General features: G+C 42.4%; 17 protein-coding genes. 9 read left to right on the forward strand and 8 right to left on the reverse strand.

From position 1 onward, the window contains the following. Position 1: 1 nt before the first annotated feature. The 3 genes from HCR01_RS28145 (at position 2) to HCR01_RS28155 (ending at position 2,787) form a co-directional block, all read left to right on the forward strand. On the forward strand, positions 2-1,042 hold the full coding sequence (locus HCR01_RS28145; protein ID WP_193199327.1) for a ComEA family DNA-binding protein: 1,041 nt from the start codon (positions 2-4) through the stop codon (positions 1,040-1,042). Positions 1,043-1,220: 178 nt separating this feature from the next. Then, entirely contained in the window at positions 1,221-1,655 is a 435-nt protein-coding gene (locus HCR01_RS28150; protein ID WP_191758121.1) for a ferritin-like domain-containing protein, read from the forward strand. Between the two features lie 163 nt (positions 1,656-1,818). Beyond that, positions 1,819-2,787, forward strand: a complete 969-nt coding sequence (locus HCR01_RS28155) for an FTR1 family iron permease (RefSeq protein ID WP_193199328.1) — start codon at positions 1,819-1,821, stop codon at positions 2,785-2,787. 17 nt (positions 2,788-2,804) lie between these two features. Here HCR01_RS28155 and HCR01_RS28160 read toward each other — a convergent pair whose 3' ends face one another. The 4 genes from HCR01_RS28160 to HCR01_RS28175 all read right to left on the reverse strand — a co-directional run bounded on the left by HCR01_RS28160 (position 2,805) and on the right by HCR01_RS28175 (position 6,886). Then, positions 2,805-3,728, reverse strand: coding sequence for an ABC transporter substrate-binding protein (locus tag HCR01_RS28160; protein ID WP_193199329.1), 924 nt, complete (start codon positions 3,726-3,728; stop codon positions 2,805-2,807). Positions 3,729-3,764: 36 nt separating this feature from the next. Next, the gene (locus HCR01_RS28165) at positions 3,765-4,415 is read right to left on the reverse strand and encodes a molybdenum cofactor guanylyltransferase (protein WP_193199330.1); all 651 of its coding nucleotides are present in this window, start codon (positions 4,413-4,415) and stop codon (positions 3,765-3,767) included. Positions 4,416-4,439: 24 nt separating this feature from the next. After that, entirely contained in the window at positions 4,440-6,545 is a 2,106-nt protein-coding gene (locus HCR01_RS28170; RefSeq protein WP_193199331.1) for a thioredoxin domain-containing protein, read from the reverse strand. Between the two features lie 185 nt (positions 6,546-6,730). After that, positions 6,731-6,886 (reverse strand): hypothetical protein, encoded by a 156-nt coding sequence (locus HCR01_RS28175; protein WP_193199332.1) that lies wholly within the window; start codon positions 6,884-6,886, stop codon positions 6,731-6,733. Between the two features lie 539 nt (positions 6,887-7,425). Here HCR01_RS28175 and clpP point away from each other — a divergent pair. Next, complete coding sequence (gene clpP / locus HCR01_RS28180) at positions 7,426-8,037, forward strand: ATP-dependent Clp endopeptidase proteolytic subunit ClpP (protein WP_162396661.1); 612 nt, start codon at positions 7,426-7,428, stop codon at positions 8,035-8,037. Positions 8,038-8,094: 57 nt separating this feature from the next. Here clpP and HCR01_RS28185 read toward each other — a convergent pair whose 3' ends face one another. Together HCR01_RS28185 and HCR01_RS28190 are read right to left on the reverse strand one after the other, a co-directional pair. Then, positions 8,095-8,265 (reverse strand): hypothetical protein, encoded by a 171-nt coding sequence (locus HCR01_RS28185; RefSeq protein ID WP_193199333.1) that lies wholly within the window; start codon positions 8,263-8,265, stop codon positions 8,095-8,097. A 203-nt stretch (positions 8,266-8,468) separates the two neighbouring features. Continuing rightward, positions 8,469-9,377 (reverse strand): hypothetical protein, encoded by a 909-nt coding sequence (locus tag HCR01_RS28190; RefSeq protein WP_193199334.1) that lies wholly within the window; start codon positions 9,375-9,377, stop codon positions 8,469-8,471. 1,030 nt (positions 9,378-10,407) lie between these two features. Here HCR01_RS28190 and HCR01_RS28195 point away from each other — a divergent pair. The 3 genes from HCR01_RS28195 (at position 10,408) to HCR01_RS28205 (ending at position 14,215) form a co-directional block, all read left to right on the forward strand. After that, the gene (locus HCR01_RS28195; protein WP_193199335.1) at positions 10,408-12,762 is read left to right on the forward strand and encodes a ribonuclease R family protein; all 2,355 of its coding nucleotides are present in this window, start codon (positions 10,408-10,410) and stop codon (positions 12,760-12,762) included. 17 nt (positions 12,763-12,779) lie between these two features. After that, the gene (locus HCR01_RS28200) at positions 12,780-13,400 is read left to right on the forward strand and encodes a flavin prenyltransferase UbiX (RefSeq protein WP_193199336.1); all 621 of its coding nucleotides are present in this window, start codon (positions 12,780-12,782) and stop codon (positions 13,398-13,400) included. Between the two features lie 107 nt (positions 13,401-13,507). Next, positions 13,508-14,215, forward strand: a complete 708-nt coding sequence (locus HCR01_RS28205) for a LapA family protein (protein WP_193199337.1) — start codon at positions 13,508-13,510, stop codon at positions 14,213-14,215. 4 nt (positions 14,216-14,219) lie between these two features. On the opposite strand, the gene HCR01_RS28210 is transcribed toward HCR01_RS28205, so the two are convergent. Beyond that, positions 14,220-14,414: a hypothetical protein gene (locus HCR01_RS28210; protein WP_191758133.1), complete on the reverse strand. Its 195-nt coding sequence runs from the start codon at positions 14,412-14,414 to the stop codon at positions 14,220-14,222. Between the two features lie 118 nt (positions 14,415-14,532). Then, positions 14,533-14,772: a hypothetical protein gene (locus HCR01_RS39130; RefSeq protein ID WP_226889685.1), complete on the reverse strand. Its 240-nt coding sequence runs from the start codon at positions 14,770-14,772 to the stop codon at positions 14,533-14,535. 110 nt (positions 14,773-14,882) lie between these two features. On the opposite strand from HCR01_RS39130, the gene HCR01_RS28215 reads away from it, so the two are divergent. Further along, complete coding sequence (locus HCR01_RS28215; RefSeq protein ID WP_193199338.1) at positions 14,883-16,568, forward strand: NB-ARC domain-containing protein; 1,686 nt, start codon at positions 14,883-14,885, stop codon at positions 16,566-16,568. 6 nt (positions 16,569-16,574) lie between these two features. After that, positions 16,575-17,120 carry a shikimate kinase gene (locus HCR01_RS28220; RefSeq protein ID WP_193199339.1) on the forward strand — a complete coding sequence of 182 codons (546 nt, stop codon included), beginning with the start codon at positions 16,575-16,577 and terminating at the stop codon, positions 17,118-17,120. The last annotated feature ends 9 nt before the right edge of the window (positions 17,121-17,129 follow it).

Consider the following 17,129-nt stretch of genomic DNA (forward strand, 5'->3'; position numbering starts at 1 on the left):
AATGATAAAATTTCGCTATATCTGTTTAACTGTTGCAACTGCGGCAATAATTAGCTTAAGTGCTTGTAACAGTACGCCTACAGCAGAAAATCCATCTGCACCAGCCGCTAATTCCAACCCCCAGGCTACAGAGGCAGTAAGTCAGAACAATCACAGCGGTCATGGTGGCAAAGCGAAAGTTAACATTAATACTGCTATCTTGTCAGAGTTGGATAAGTTTGAAGCCAAGCTAGGTATCCCAGCTTTATCGAACAAAATTCAGGCGAATCGTCCCTACGCTAATTCAGAAGATTTAGTTACAAAAAAAGTCATTACTCAAGAGCAATTCGACCAAATAAAAGACCAGGTTACTATTCAGGAAGTAGTACTTACGGGTGAAGCAAAAGATGTTGACTACATGACTAAATTGGGATTAATGAAAGGGCATCTTTTTGTAGCACAAGAATTGCTAGATCAGAATCAGCCAAAACAAGCAGAACCTCATATCGGGCATCCAGTTGAGGAGATTTATGTTGATGTAGAAGATCAACTAAGCGATCGCAAAGTCAAAGAATTTAAGACAACTTTGGTAAGTTTACAAGATTTAGTAAAATCCAAGCCCAAGGATGCCAAAGTAAAAACTGATTTTACCTCTTCGATGCAAGCAGTTGACGGAGCGATCGCAGCTTTACCAGCAGATCAACGCTCGAAACCGGGATTTGTGTTACAGACAATTAATGGGTTGTTAGATGCAGCCAACTCAGAATATGGTGCAGCGATCGCAGATGGCAAAGTGACCGCACCAATTGAATATCAAGATTCGCGTGGCTTTGTTCTCTACGCTGATGAATTATACAAAGGGATTTCTAGCCAAGTAGCTCAACAAAATCCCGAAGCACACAAAGCGATCGAGGTCAGTATGGTTGAACTAATAAAAGTTTGGCCCTCTGCTATTCCACCAGCTAAAGCAGTCAAGACTCCTAATGATGTTACCAAGCTAGTGAAAACCATTGAGCAAAACTCTCAAAAAGTAATCGACTCCACTACCCAAGCTAAACAATAGCAGCCCAACTTAATGGGAAGCTCAGAATAAGAAGTTTAAAATGAGTGATAAGTGAGGAAATAGTTAGGAGTTAAAAGTGAGAATAACGCCTATATTCTTAACACCTAGGCGGAGTATAACACCTAACTCTTAACTTAATTGCTCATGACGCTCCATTCGTAAATTGAATTAACAACTAATGCAAGAGCTTGACCAGAAAAAAACCATTGACCTGCTGAACGCGATTATGGAATTTGAACTAGCGGGAGTAGTGCGCTATACACATTATTCTCTGATGGTGACTGGTCCCAACCGCATTCCAATTGTAGGTTTTTTTAAAGCACAGGCGAGTGAGTCTTTACTTCATGCCCAACAAGTAGGAGAAATTCTTACAGGTTTAGATGGGCATCCTTCACTGAAAATCGCCCAAATGGAAGAGACTTATAAGCACACAGTCAAGGATATCTTGGCAGAAAGCTTATCTCATGAAAAGAAGGCATTGGATCTGTATAAAAACCTGCTTGAAACTGTCACCAACGCCAGTATTTATCTGGAAGAATTCGCGCGGGGCATGATTGGACAAGAAGAGATGCATAATCTCGAATTGAAAAAGATGTTACGCGATTTTAGCTAATAGCTAATAGTCACTAGTCCCTAGTCATTAATTATTGGCTAGGGACTAATGACGACTAAGGACAAAGCGAAAAGTTTGAGCCGAGGTTTCCGACGCTCGTTCCTCTCTACGAGACGCTGCGCTATCGGATCAAAACTTTTCAAGAGAAGACAAAGGACAAAAGATGAATTTTAGTACAGCCTTACCTACTTTTGTGATTACACTCCGGGAAGGAGTAGAAGCTGCCCTTGTTGTTGGCATTGTGCTAGCTTTGCTGAAAAAAGCCAAACAATCCCGACTCAATTCTTGGGTATATGCTGGTGTCGGCGTTGGCATTATTGTTAGTGCATTTATCGGTGTGCTATTTGGTTGGGTAACTCAAGCACTAGGCAAAGCTTATCCGCAATACACGGGAGTTATTGAGCCAGCACTGGAAGGTATATTTAGTGTGTTGGCGATTATTATGCTCAGCTGGATGCTAATCTGGATGACCAAACAAGCCAGATTCATGAAAGCTAGTGTTGAAGGATCTGTTACCAACACCTTGGCACAAAACGCTAACGCTGGATGGGGTATTTTTAGTTTAATTTTTGTTGCCGTTTTACGTGAAGGTTTTGAAACTGTTCTGTTTATTGCTGGTAGTTTTCAGCAAGGATTAATGCCTACTATTGGCGCTCTTAGCGGTCTTGTAGTAGCAGTAGCAATAGGTGTGCTTTTATTTAAATGGGGTATTAAAATTAATATTCGCTTGTTTTTCCAAGCAATGGGCGTTTTATTAGTGTTGATTGTCGCTGGTTTAGTAGTGACAGCGCTGCAACGATTTGATGAAGCTGTTGCTAGCGTTGCTCTCAGCAGTCGCGCTTCAGAAGACCTTTGTTTTTACTACGAACGCTTTACCAGAATTCACTCTTGCATTCTAGGCCCAATGGTTTGGAATACTTCCAAAATTTTGCCTGACGAACAGTTTCCTGGCATTATTTTCAAAGCTTTGTTTGGCTATAGGGAGAATCTCTATATTGTGCAAGCAGTGGGATATGTAGTATTTTTATTCACCGTCGGCGGACTTTATTTCCGCAGCCTCATTCCTGCTTCTCCCAAAGATAGAAAAAATATTTCTGTTGCTAGAAAAACGATTGGTTCTGCAAAAGATTAAGGAATTTTCAATTAAGATTATACCTTTGACAAAGCTTGTTTAAGCTGCTGACAAGCCTTTTCGATTGCATCTATACTACCTGGATTTACCAAACCGAAATAATCAAACACATAGACTCGGTTGTTTTTAGTCGCTTGCAGTTGTTGCCAAAAAGCTTCTTTTTTCAAGGAATCCAAAAGCGCTGCTTCTGAGTTTCCTTGTGGAGGATTCACTAAAATTATTACCTCTGGATTTGCTTCTAGAACTTTCTCCGCCGAAAGCGTCACATACCCACTAATAGGGCTTTTTCCTTGTAATTCTGCTGCCAGATTTTTCGCCTGGAATTTTGCAAGTAAATCCCCTGCCCAACTATTTTTATTCGGCGCTAGAATTGGTTGACGGCTAACCAGCACTAAAGCAGAAGTCTGAGTTGGTTCTTCTGGTAAAAAATTTTTATAACGATTTAATAAAGGCTGAGGATTAGCATCAATTGACTGAGCCAGTGTTTTGGTAAGTTGTTCTAGAGATTCCCAGTTATTTACCTTGGTGAGAAAGGTCGGAATTCCTAACTGCTGGAGTTTTTGAATTGGTACGTTAGAAAAACCTTCAGCCCCAATAACTAAATCTGGTTTCAGCGCCACAATTTTTTCTAAATTTGGAGGGCTTTGACCTTCGCTAACGCGAGGAATATCTTGAAATTGTGGAGCATTATTAAATAATTTACTGCCAGTAATTCCTACAATTTTGGTTTTATCAAGTTGAGAAATAATATCAGCCGATAGTGAAGAAAGAGCAACAATTCTTTTTGCTGATCCTTTTGGTAATTGCTGAAAGTTCGTGTTAGTTGTTTCAGTAATATTTGCCACTTTTGCTTGTGGCTGTTGAGTATTTGCAGTAGTGCAAGCAGCTAAAACTACACTTAACAAAATTGCTAAAGCTGATAGAATCCAACGGCGATACATAATTTAATTAAACCTTAAGGTAATGCCTCAAATGCTTCAATCCAGCCTATGGTAATTGTCAAAAGCCAAGTCTTCTGGTGTATTACAGTTAAACAACATTTCTGGTTCTGGTAAGGGCAAAACTTCTACAGGATTTTGCTCAAGCCATTGCTGAAACGATCGCCCCCCTTGGTTGATAAACTCTAAGAGTTGTGGCAAACAGCGACGGCGATAAAAACCACACAGAGGTTCCCAGCCTTTAGGATGATGAGCCAAAGCTGCGATCGCTTCATCCCCTACCTTATCAAGTCTAGTTGCCCAATCTTGCAAAACTTCAACCCGCAACTTCGGCAAGTCGCAAGCTAACAGTAGCACCCAATTTGTTTTTACTTGCGCCAGTCCTTGGGCAAACCCAACTAATGGCCCGTGGGTATGGGCAGAAGGGGAGATGTCCTGTATTCCCACCTCTTCATCCGCTGGGGGCAAAGCCACTTCTTGGATAAATTGGCAACTAGAACCAAGTAAGTCTTGATAGCGTTCTGGCCAAGGAGTGACTACATAAACAGTATCGGCACAGCTTTGAGCAATGCCATAAACTATTTGCAACAAAGGCACTCCTTGAATGGAAATCAGGGCTTTATCCTGACCCATGCGAGAACTCTTACCACCTGCTAACACAATAGCGGTTAACTTGCCGGATTCGTCCATCAGTCCCCCTTATCTCCCGTCTCGTTACGCCCTAGTCTGACTCTGCTGGACTTGCTGCCACAACTGCTCTATACTTTCTGCTGGTGCAAGGCACTTCAAACCTTGGCAAACTAACCCAACGCTCCCCTCTGGTAAATCAGATGTTACGATGAACACAGCCGTTGGTAAGTACTTGGAAATAAGAGAGTTGATTTGCTCTGTTGTGCTGCGAATCAAGTTAGAGTTACGATACCAATCTAAAGCTGTAAACAAGCTGGGACAAGCTTGAGGAGCACGATTCATCACACTCCTAAAAGCTTTTAAGCCCTGCTCGGCTAAATCCAAATAATCTAAATTATCGGTGAGTAATGCGAGACGGACAAGGTTAGCGATCGCTATTCCGTTGGCTGATGGTGTAGCATTGTCTGCGTAACTCCGCTCACGCACAATTAAATCTTGACTAGAATCACTTGATGTGTTATTATAGCCACCTAATTCCACACTCCAGAGAAACTCGTCGAATTCATCTTGGATAGCGATCGCCTTTTCTAACCACAAAGAGTCCTGATGGCTCAATTGTTTTTCATCTCGTGTCAATGAAACCTGATATAAATCCAGCAATGCTTTGATAAACAAAGCGTAGTCTTCAGATTGCGCTAAAACTGATGGTTCACCTTGATAGTTGAGTCGATGGAAACGCCCATCTACAAACTGATGGTTCAGGATGAAATTCGCTGCTTGCGTTGCTAATTCTAGGTATAACGATTGTTTAAATACCCCAGCAGCTCTTGCTAACCCAGAAATCATCAAGCTATTCCAAGCGACAATCATCTTTGTATCTGTCACCGAGGGAATACGACCTGGCCAATTGTGAGTTTTTGCCTCTTGATTATTGCGTGCAGGCGGAAAAGTCTCCAGTGAATCAGGTACAACACCATAACGAGCAGTAAACAGCTTGCTCAGTGCAGTTTCTAGCGTTGCACTCAATTGCCCTTGATGACGCCTTTGCAAAACATTCTGTCCTTCAAAGTTGCCGTTAGGGGTCACTGTAAACTGCTGTTGTAATTCCGTTAGTTCATCAGGTGTTAACAGTTGTTCTAATTCGCTGTAACTCCAAACGTAAAAAGCTCCTTCCTCTGGTTCTACTGCGGTGGGGTTAATGAAGCTGTCAGCATCTTGAGCTGCATAGAAGTAACCTTCAGGCGCAGTCATTTCCCGCTTTAGCCATTGCACAGTACCAGCAACCGCTCGTTCAAAAGCTGGTTCTTGTATTTCTGCACTCCACAAATTTGCGAGATACTCAACAATCTGTCCATTGTCGTAGAGCATCTTTTCAAAGTGAGGCACAGTCCAAGTAGGGTCAACAGTGTAGCGATGAAAACCACCGCCCACATGGTCATAAATCCCGCCCAGTGCTAAGTCTAACCCTCGCTGGGTAAAAATATGCTTGCCATCATACCGGGATTTCTGTTCCCACACCGAGCCAGGAAACAAGAACCGAGTTCCCCGCAACACTAATTCCGCACAAGGAATCATCGGGAAGCTATTGCCGTCTTGCCTAGGAGTAATTATGCTTGTGCTAGTTTCCCAACCTTGCCAGAGTAATTCATCGTCTTCTAGCTCTTTTGTAGCGCCGTCTTGCAATACCGCAGACGTGAGCAGCGACTCAATAATTAAGGCTTTGCGTTGCTGTAAGTCCTCTTTTTCTGTATCGTAATAACGGCGAAGCGCTTGCAACACTTGCAAAAAGCCAGGACGACCATAGCGCGGCTCCAAAGGAAAGTAAGTACCAGCGTAAAACGGCACTAAATCTTCTGGGGAAAGAAAGACATTCAAAGGCCAACCCCCTTGACCACTCATCATCTGCAAAGCCTGCATATAGATGCTATCGAGGTCAGGTCTTTCTTCCCTGTCTACTTTAATGGGAAGGAAGTTGGCATTCATGTACTCGGCAATAGCTGGATCGGAAAAAGCCTCGCCTTCCATCACAGTACACCAGTGGCAACTAGAGTAGCCAATGGAGAGAAAAATCGGTTTATTTTGCCCTCTTGCAGTTGCAAGTGCTTCGTCACACCAAGACCACCAATCAATCGGGTTTTCGGCGTGTTTGCGGAGGTAAAGGCTCTTAGCTTCAGCAAGGCGATTAGTCATGATCAAATGCAAAGTAGTTGCCTTCTTTGCTCAGTCTACCTTGTTCCTAGGAGTGTTAGCTTTATGTGCCTGTTATATATAGCCAATAACCCCCAAGAGTGATTTAACTCTTGAGCAGTAAACTGCCACAGAGGTACAAAATGCTTAAAATTATTACTTAAATCTGTGCAATTTGTAAAATATTTTTACTGGAAAGGGCGCAACAGCAAGCTAACGATAGGTGTTGACACTTCCGGCACAGGTGATGCTGTTTGTGTTTGAATTCTAGTATTTGGGCTAAGTCCTGCTATCAGGTGGAGTAAGAAGGTGATGATAGCGGCTTGTAGAAATTTTTCCCGCATGGCACGTCTCCTCTAAAGGGATAGCATTTCAAATGCAACTGGTTATTCTAAATACACCTCGTGATGTTGATTTATCGAAATTCTACAAAAATAATCGGATAATTGCTTAGGAAAATACCGAAAAAATGTTGAAAATATTACAAATATTTGGCAGAATTTCACCAGCAATTTGTATTCAGTTATCGGTTTAGTAACCACATTGCTAAAGTTGTGCAGCAAACGCCGAGATGTGAGATTACTGACATTGGAGGTTTTTTTGATTTGCTCCTCTGCAAATGTGGATATTCTTTGTAGACTGCTTTCGTGGCTGAAAAGTGCCCTTAAAAATTAAACAAGATGGGGGACTGAGAGAGCTTGTAAGGTTGAGCATTGAATGCTCACCTTACTATGGTCTATTCTTATGGAACCTACTGTAAGCGATCGTCCTTGACCAATTTCTACAGTAAGTCCATGATTGTATCTGTCCAAAAACCGGAGAAATGCACTCCAGTTTAAGGCTGTCATCGATAAAATGTACTTAATATAGCTACGTTATTTCCATGATTCCTATCGTTATTGAACAATCGGGTCGAGGTGAACGCGCCTTCGATATCTACTCACGGCTGTTGCGTGAGCGCATCATCTTTTTAGGACAACAAGTTGATAACAATATCGCTAACTTGATTGTTGCCCAACTGCTGTATTTGGATGCTGAAGACCCGGAGAAAGATATTTACATGTACATCAATTCTCCCGGTGGTTCAGTGACGGCTGGTATGGGCATTTTTGACACGATGAAGCACATCCGCCCTGAAGTTTGTACCATTTGCACCGGATTAGCGGCGAGTATGGGCGCTTTTCTCCTCAGTGCTGGTGCTAAGGGTAAGCGGATGAGTCTACCTCATTCGCGGATTATGATTCATCAGCCTTTAGGTGGTGCTCAAGGACAAGCGACTGATATTGAAATTCAGGCGCGGGAAATTCTTTACCACAAGCGGCGACTAAACGACTATTTAGCAGAACACACTGGTCAACCAATTGAGCGTATTGCTGAAGATACTGAACGTGACTTCTTCATGTCGCCAGAGGAAGCCAAGGAATATGGCTTAATTGACCAAGTGATTGACCGTCACGCTGCTGGTAGCCGCCCAGCAGTCGCAGTTGTCAGCTAATAGTCAATAGTCAGTAGTCAGTAGTTCATTCCCCCTGGACTCCTGACTATTGACTAATTACAACCCTGCTACTTGGTCTGGCTGAGATTCCAAGTATTTCAGGAAATCTAGCAATTCTGCTTCTGTTAGCCAAATGCGCGATCGCTTACTGTTATAAGTTTCAGTAAAATATTTCTGTCCCCACTCTACTTTCAAGCCTAAGCGCTGCATAACGCTGAAGTTCGACATCAATTTGAGCAAGTACTTCAGAGAAATTCACAGGTTCCATAGCTTGGTTAGTGTTTCAATAGTCAACGTCTTTTGTCATTAACCTTCACCAATGACAAAGCGTAAAGTCTGAGCGGTTCGCGCAGCGTCTGTCTGCGACACGCTGCGCGAACGTAAAAAGGCTTCCTCCGCTCAGAATTTTGTAAGAAAGGACAAAAGACAAATTAAAATCCCGCTATCGGGTCAGGCTGAGATTGGAGGTATTTGAGGAATCCATGCAGTTCCTCTTCAGTCAGCAAAGTGCGTCCTCGCTTACCATAGGTTTTAATTAAATGCTCTCGTCCTTGTTCTGGTGTCCACCCCAAACGCTGAAGTTCGACATCTGTTTTAGCAATTACATCAGACAAATCCACGGGTTCAGCCTTCTTTTTTTTCCTACCTGTCCCCGTTTGGGGAACTACATCCTCTGGAGGGCTATAACTGCGCGGCGTAAATGGTGTGACATTACTAGCAGAAGTACTTAGCAAGGATTGAATTTCCAGTTGATTACCAGAGATCATTTCCAAGTTTTCGACTGGGGTATCGAATTGGGATTCTCGGTTAGCAGTCACAGAAAACTGTTGGTCTAATTCCTGGCTATAGGTATCGCTTTTAGCTGCGCTTCGCGTGTCAGGTGTCAGTTGCACCACAGGAGAAACTGCTGGCGCGTCTAAGCTATCTGTTGCTATTGCAGTTGATTTAATTTTCTGTCCGCTAGAGGATGGTATAGATATTTCTTTGTCACTACTCACTGGCCAAGGACTACTGGCAAAATCCCCATCTTTTGCAGCAAAGGAGTAGACATCATTCAATTCGCGTTTTGTGCTTGGGGAAGGGTTAAGTTGCGCCTGCGAGATTGGATTTAAGGAAGTTACTGATTCCTGTGGCGCATTCTTGATACCTAAAACTGTTAGCGCTCTGGTTATGGCTTGGTCTTCTGCTGCTTCTACTGTTTCTGCCGCTGCCATACCAGTAGCGCGGGTTACACCTTCAATTTGTACACTTGCCCGGACAATATATTTTCCTTGAAAAATTTGCACTAATTCAGAAATAAGACTGCCGTTGGGATACAAGCTCTGGAATTGAGCCAACATAATACTGCCACCAATCTAACTCTGTTTAATTACGGGGTTGATGCTATCTGTGTGCCTTAGCTAGGTATCACTGCTTTGTGACATCCTCTCAAACCCAAATTTTAAACGAAGCTTTGCTTTATTTAAAACTCTGGTAAGAGATGACTAACTTTATTCTAAGTGGATACTTAGAAGCTTTTTAATACATCCACTAACTACCTTGTGGATATAAAAGGATTTAGCAAAAAGCTTTTAGCTTTTTTTGTGTCGCCAGTTTCCTTGCAGGTGATGAGCATTAGCTCATCAAGGTGCTATTCGTGTCTTGTCCTGTGTCCCAATTGTAGCAGTAGCTCTTTTTTAAAGAAATTTTTAGCTAGTGCTGACATACCTGGGTAGTCTTGCTGATAATGCTATACTAATTACCCAACTCGCTATCCAGAACTATTTTCTGGAAGTGCGCTCTAAATCGACAATAATGAAGATAAGGTTCGCCCTCACTGCTTATTGGACTGCTTACCTAATTGTTACCGATTCTACGTATGGGAAAATTGGGTTTACCGGCAGTTTCTCCTAGTTAAACATCAGAGTCTAATGGCGTAAGATTACCTTCAGTCTAGACAATCAAACACCTGTGGTTTCCACGCCACTTGCTCCACTTGGGGAGACCCCAAGACCGCAGTGGCTCCCCTGCATAACGCTTTTGGAAAGCATGGATTCTCTAAACCCAGCTTCTCAAAAAACCGTTGCATAATTACCTAGTAGGGCGAAATTTTAATCAGGCGTACTTTCTAAGTTTGGTTAGATGGGGGGACTTAAACGCAGGCGAACTCTGAGAGCGTCGTGCAGTGAGAAGTCCAAGGGTCGGCTTCCTTCTCTTGGAACTTCGGGAGCCTTGCCGCAGGGCAATTCGTTTCCAGTTAGTGTCTGTAAGCCGTGAGGGCATACAGGAAAGAACCAGATGAAACAACGGATACTTTGCAAAGGCGGAGGGAAACCCCCGCATGCAAGTTTTATCAAAAAATGATGTTTTGACCAAAGGTCGGTTCACTGCATGGAATTTTCAATCGCTACACTCCTTGCCAATTTCACCGATGATAAATTGGTAGCTCGTAAAGTTTTAGAAAAGAAACTTGGTTGCGAGGATGAAGACAGTTTACAAAAACTTCACATTGCCTTGGATGTTCTGGAAAAAATCGGTATTTTAGTAAAAGAACGAGGCAAGTACCGCCGTGTTACAGAAGAAGGAATAATTGAAGCAAAACTTCGTTGTTCGAGTAAAGGCTTTTGCTTCGCTATTCAAGATGTGGAAGGAGCCGAAGATATTTACATCCGCGAAAGTCATTTGAGTAATGCTTGGAATGGCGATCGCGTTTTGGTAAGAGTTCTCAAAGAAGGTAGTCGCCGCCGCTCTCCCGAAGGAGAAGTCAAGCTAATTTTAGAACGCTCCAACCACACTTTACTAGCACGGATCAAGCAGGTAGAAAGCGGTTTCCGGGCTGTACCCTTAGATGATCGACTGTTGTTTGAACTCAAAATCCAGGCCAATGGTGCGAAATTAGAAGAAGCGATCGACCACCTTGCTCACGTAGAAGTCCTGCGTTACCCATTGGCACAATATCCCCCATTGGGCCGGGTAGTCCAAATCCTCGGCAGCGATGCTGAAGCCGCTGCTGATATAGATTTAGTAACATGTAAACATGACCTTTCCCGTAATTTCCCGGATAATGTGCTCGAAGCAGCAGCAAAGTTACCCAAAAGATTGCTAAAAGCAGACCTGAAAAATCGTCTGGATTTACGTAATTTGTTTACCCTAACCATCGCAGGGGTGAATGGTGACTCTAAGGTTATGGAAAATGCTTTCAGCTTGGAAAGAACCTCATCCGGAAATTGGCTTTTGGGCGTTCATACCAGTGATGTTTCCCACTATGTTCAACCCGACGAACCCCTAGATAGAGAAGCATTTAAGCGAGGAAAGTCAGTTTATCTGGGAGAGTTAATGCTGCCAATGCTGCCAGACACCGTAGCAGAACGCTGTTCTTTAGTACCTGGAAGCGATCGCCTAACCATCTCTTTTTTAATTACCATTGACCCACTATCAGGACAAGTAGTGGAGTGGGAAATTCAATCCAGCGTCATTAAAGTAGACACAGCATTAACTACAGAACAAGCTCAAGCAATTCTAGCGGGTCAACCTAAAGAGAAATCCGCAGAGGTGATCGAGACACTGCAAGACCTGCAAACTTTGCAAAAAGCAGTAAAACAGTCACGGTTAGCTCGTGGGAGCCTACAGTTAAATCTTCCACCCAGCCAAAATCCCTACTATGATGAGGGAATTCTGGGAGCCGTGGTAGTGAATGATTTACCTGTGCGATCACTATTAACGGAGTTCGTACTACTAGTTAATCAACTAGTAGCAAACCACTTAAGCGCCCTAGGTATTCCCGCTATCTGGCGAGTCCAAGGCTCACCGGATACCGAAGATGTCCAAGAAATGCTGAAATTGGCAATCAATTTAGGCGTGGAACTGTCACTAGATCCAGAAGTAGATATCCAACCCCTCGATTATCAACAGTTGACCAGAGCTTTTGCAGAATCTCCTTCTGAGCAAGTTCTAACTTACTTGTTGCAAGACACACTCAAGCCAGCTGTGTATACCACCACCAAAGGATCTCACTTTGGTCTGGCGCTACCGCAATATACCCACTTTAGCGCACCCTTACGGCGTTACCCAGATTTGCTGATGCAGAGAGTGTTTTATTCGCTACTTGAACATGGGCGCGATCGCCGTAATACCCGTGTCAAAGAACGTGTGAATCTTCGCCACTCCTCTTGTCATCAGGAAATCAACTGGAACGTTTTACCCCCAGAATTGCAACAAGAACTTCAAAGCGATTTGACTAGGGTAATTGTCCAAATCAACGACCGGGAAAAAGAAGTCCAAGAAGCCGAAGCTGATTTAGCAGGACTGCAAAAAGCCCAACTGATGAAACAGCGCATCGGTCAAGTCTTTCAAGGCGTGATTACTGGTGTTCAATCCTACGGTTTCTTTGTAGAAATTGAAGTACCAGCAACAGAAATTGAGTCCAGCGGTAATCCTGGTGTGCCTTTGAGGGTTGAAGGACTAGTACACGTCAGTTCACTTAAAGACGATTGGTATGAATATCGTGCCAGACAACAAGCACTGTTTGGTCGCAAAAATCGCGCTTCCTATAGATTAGGCGATCGCGTTGCTGTACAAGTTAAAAGTGTCGATTATTACCGTCAGCAAATTGATTTGGTAACTGTCGGTAGCGATGGTGTAGCTAAAGGTTCATCTCTAGGTGGTTCCAATGATGATCCTTCAGATCTCTACTTACCCAATGACATTGAATCTGATGACATAGACCCTTATGGTGAGGATGAGTAAAATCAACTAATACATTCGTGTTAAATAACACTAAACCGCTAATTTTAGGTGTATCAGGCGCATCTGGTCTGATTTACGCTGTTCGTGCTATCAAGTTTCTATTAGAAGCGGAGTACAGGATTGAACTAGTTGCTTCTAAATCAACTTACATGGTTTGGCAATCGGAGCAGGATATCCGTATGCCACCAGAACCCACTGCACAAGAGCAATTTTGGCGAGAGCAAGCCGGAGTTGCACTTTTAGGTAAACTACGCTGTCATCCTTGGAGTGATGTCGGAGCTAATATCGCTAGTGGTTCTTTTTCCACTCTAGGGATGATTGTCATGCCATGTAGTATGAGTACAGTGGCAAAGCTAGCAGTTGGCTTAAGTTCCGACTTACTCGAACGGGCCGCAGATGTCCAACTCAAAGAAGGACGAAAGCTAGTCATCGTCCCCCGTGAAACTCCTTTTAGCCTGATTCATCTGCGTAACTTAACAACTTTGGCAGAAGCCGGAGTCAGAGTTGTCCCTGCTATTCCCGCTTGGTATCACAATCCCCAAACCATTGAGGATTTAGTTGATTTTGTAGTCGCCCGTGCTTTAGATCAACTCGATATTGACTGTATCCCAATTCAGCGGTGGCAAGGTCGTCGTTAAAGTATGAAGTATGTAGTGTGAAGGATGAAGTATGAAGTAGAAAATTTCAGTATTCAGCCTTTAGCCTTCATTACTTTATTCTTTATCCTTTATCCTTTCCTAATCCTATGGCTGTAATTCGTTTAATTCTGTTGGTGGCTATACTAGGGGGACTAACGTTATTGTTAGTCCAAAATTGGTCACCTGCCCTATCGCTAGTATTTTTGGGTATGCGAACTCAACCCTTACCACTAGCGATGTGGATTTTATTTAGTACTGCCACTGGTGCTTTCACATCTATAGCGATCGCTACTTTGTTTAAATTATCCAATTATTTTGTCGGAGGGCAACGCCAAAGCTCTTATAAATCAACAGCAACTTCATCACGTGCAAAAGCAACTCGTAGAGAAGAACCTACACCCTCCCCTGCCAGTCCCCCACCACCAGCTAGTAAAACAAAATACCCTACCAGTGATGAATTTGATGATTGGGAGACAAATAGTAGCGGAGATGATGATTGGAACTTTGATGAAAAGCCCGAACAACAGCCTACCCCAAGTGCTAAAACTCAACAGGTTCAAGACTCTCAAACCTACGAACGTCAACAACCAGAACCTAAAAGCAGCTCTCAGTCTGGTTCGGTTTACTCCTACAGCTACCGGGAGCCAAAAAATACTGCTGCGGGAAAAACTGAATCAATTTACGATGCCGATTACCGAGTAATCATCCCCCCTTATCAACCACCAGCTGCGAATCAAGCGGATGCCGATGATGATGATTGGAAATTTTTTGATGATGACGATTCAGAGGATGGAGATCAACGCTCCCGTCGATGAATGTCTATTTGATACCACAACGCTCTCTGGATTCTTGCTTGACCTTACCAGTCATCGCAGCTTCCTGCAAAGTCATGAAAGCATTAAAATCTTCCAAGTCATAGCGAGTAGTCAACAGTTGTCTTAGTTGATTTTCTGCTTCCACAGTCAAATAGCCAGTTGCTAAAGCTCTCTGTACAACGTCACGAATTCGAGTCATGGTTTGCCACCTCATTCATACTACATTTATTGATTTGGGCTTACTCAGGTGGAATATGCAGTAGTTTTTGTGCCTAAACCATCAAATAGGCAAATATTGCTTGTACAATGTCGGAAATTTAGTCATTATTTACACCTTTATCGGAAACATTTTGTTGATTAGGGCCTGTTATTACTAAACTTTTAGAAGTTGCACACTGTGCCACTAAAAACACAGTATTTTTTAAACCTAAAATTGCCCTACCAGACATAGAGTCTTGGTTGTTTGTGTAGACAGAAATTGTTTGGATAAAGTTTCCAACAAGCTTTGTTAAATTTCCGTTAAGCCTAAAGATACCTAAGCAACAACGCCAAGTCACCTAACGATAGTTACTAAATTCGTTATAAATTTATCGTTTATTTATTCTGGTTTTATAGAAGAATCGTTAATATATTGCCTTAGTTACTTTAAATACATAAATAAACGGTAATGGCAACGCTTGATTCAAATCAAATAGAAGATGAATTTATCGAAGCGAAAAATAATTGGGAGTTAGAAAAGTTATACGTAGATTTGGCATCTGCAAAGGGAAAAGCCTTGACACCTGTTGAAAAAAAATTCCTCAGAGGTTTACTTTGTGGTTGTAGTCCTGCCGAAATTGCTAAAATTGTTTATCAAAGTCGTAGTAGCAGTACTGTTAGAGTTTATCTTTCTAACGGAGTATATAAATACATAGAAGAAATGCTGAGTGCCCAATCAGGCTACTCAGTCAAAGTAAAAAACTGGAGTCGCGTGACTTATTTACTAGAAAAAGCTGGGTATAAAAAAGGTTGGTTGCAAATACAACCAGCAATCACTCCAGTAAAAAATTCCAAAGAAAAAGACACTGATTCAGGAATTACATCAGTTCAGATACAAGATTGGGGTGAAGCTATTGATGTTAGTGCATTCCACGGAAGAACAACAGAACTAACAACAGTTCAAAAATGGATTGTTCAAGAGCGTTGTCGGTTGGTGCTACTTTTGGGTATGGGGGGAATTGGGAAAACTGCTTTTTCAGTAAAACTGGCAGACGAAATTAAAGATAAGTTTGAGTATGTCATCTGGCGATCGCTACGTCTTGCGCCACCACTAGAGATGATCTTAAATCAACTCATGGAAGTTTTATCCTTACCAGAGACAAAAAGTACAGAAACTTTGGACAGTAGAATTTCGCAACTGATTGATTGTTTGCGCTCCTCTCGTTGTCTGATTGTTTTAGATCATATTGACTCTATTTTGTGTAATAGCTATGACAATGAGACACGAGAATATCCTACAGTATCAGCCGATAATTCAAGTATAAAAAATACCTTCTCACTCGTTCCTCAGATTCAATATCGTCAAGGTTATGAGGGTTATGGGGAATTAATTAAAAGACTGGGAGACTCACAACATCAAAGCAGCCTAGTGTTAACAAGTCGGGAAAAACCCCCCGAATTTCAAGCAATAGAAGGAGAAAAATTACCTGTTCGCTCTTTGAAATTAACTGGTTTAAGTCAGGTAGAAAATATCCTCATCCTCAAAGCTAAAGGATTTACCAGCTTAAAAGAAGAAGAATGTAGAGTATTGAACTACTGGTATGCAGGCAACCCATTATTTCTTAAGTTAATTGCTACTACTATTCAAGAATTATTTGGTGGCAATATATATGAGTTTATCCAACAGGGTACTGTCGTTTTTGGAGAGATTCGGGCAATTTTAGACCAACAGTTTAGTCGGTTGTCTGAGTTAGAAAAGCAAATTATGTACTGGATTGCTCTCAATCAAGATCTTGTCTCAGTACGGGAGTTACAGAAAGAAATTATATCAGGGTTTTCCAAAAGATTATCGCAAAGATTAATCTTGGAGGCTATGGAATTATTACAAAAGCGATGTCTAATCGACAAAGCTTCTCTACGAGAGGCTCCGCCAACGCCTACGCTTATCGAGAAGGCTCCAACTACGCTAATTGAACAGGAAGTATCCAGTTTTACCCAAACCCCAGTATTAAAAGAGTATATAATCGAACACTTAATTGAAGAAGATTTTAAATTAAGTGAAGATAAAGAGAGCTATTTATTGATGAGCAATACAATTTTTGCAGCACAACTGAAAAACCATATTCAAGAAAGTTACCTGAATGCGGAGACGTAAAGTAGAGTGAGCAGCTTATTACAAGGAGTTAATCTGTACTTAATTGGCATGATGGGCGCTGGTAAGACGACGGTAGGACGTTTACTGGCAAAACATCTAGGTTATGGATTTGTGGATACAGATGATGTCATTGTCAAAGCAGCAGGTAAATCCATCAATCAGTTATTTGCCCAAGAAGGTGAAGCCGGGTTTCGCCAGTTAGAAAGCGACGTGCTGGCACAAATCTGTGCTTATACAAAGTTGACTATAGCAACTGGCGGAGGTATCGTGTTGCGGCGAGAAAACTGGGGTTACTTGCACCACGGTTTGATCGTGTGGCTAGATGTCCCACTTGATCTACTTTACAGCCGTTTAGCTGAGGATACCACAAGACCACTCTTGCAAGACGCTGATCCCAAGGGTAAATTGCGATCGCTCCTTGAACAACGAACACCACTTTACTCCCAAGCCGATTTGCACATCACCGTGCAAGAGGGAGAAACACCTGAAGAAATTGCCAAGCGAGTACTTGGGGCAATTCCTAGTGTTCTCAAAACACAAGTTTCTCATTGAGAAGACTCA

It is taken from the genome of Nostoc sp. MG11, assembly GCF_014904695.1.
Taxonomy (GTDB): Bacteria; Cyanobacteriota; Cyanobacteriia; order Cyanobacteriales; family Nostocaceae; genus Komarekiella.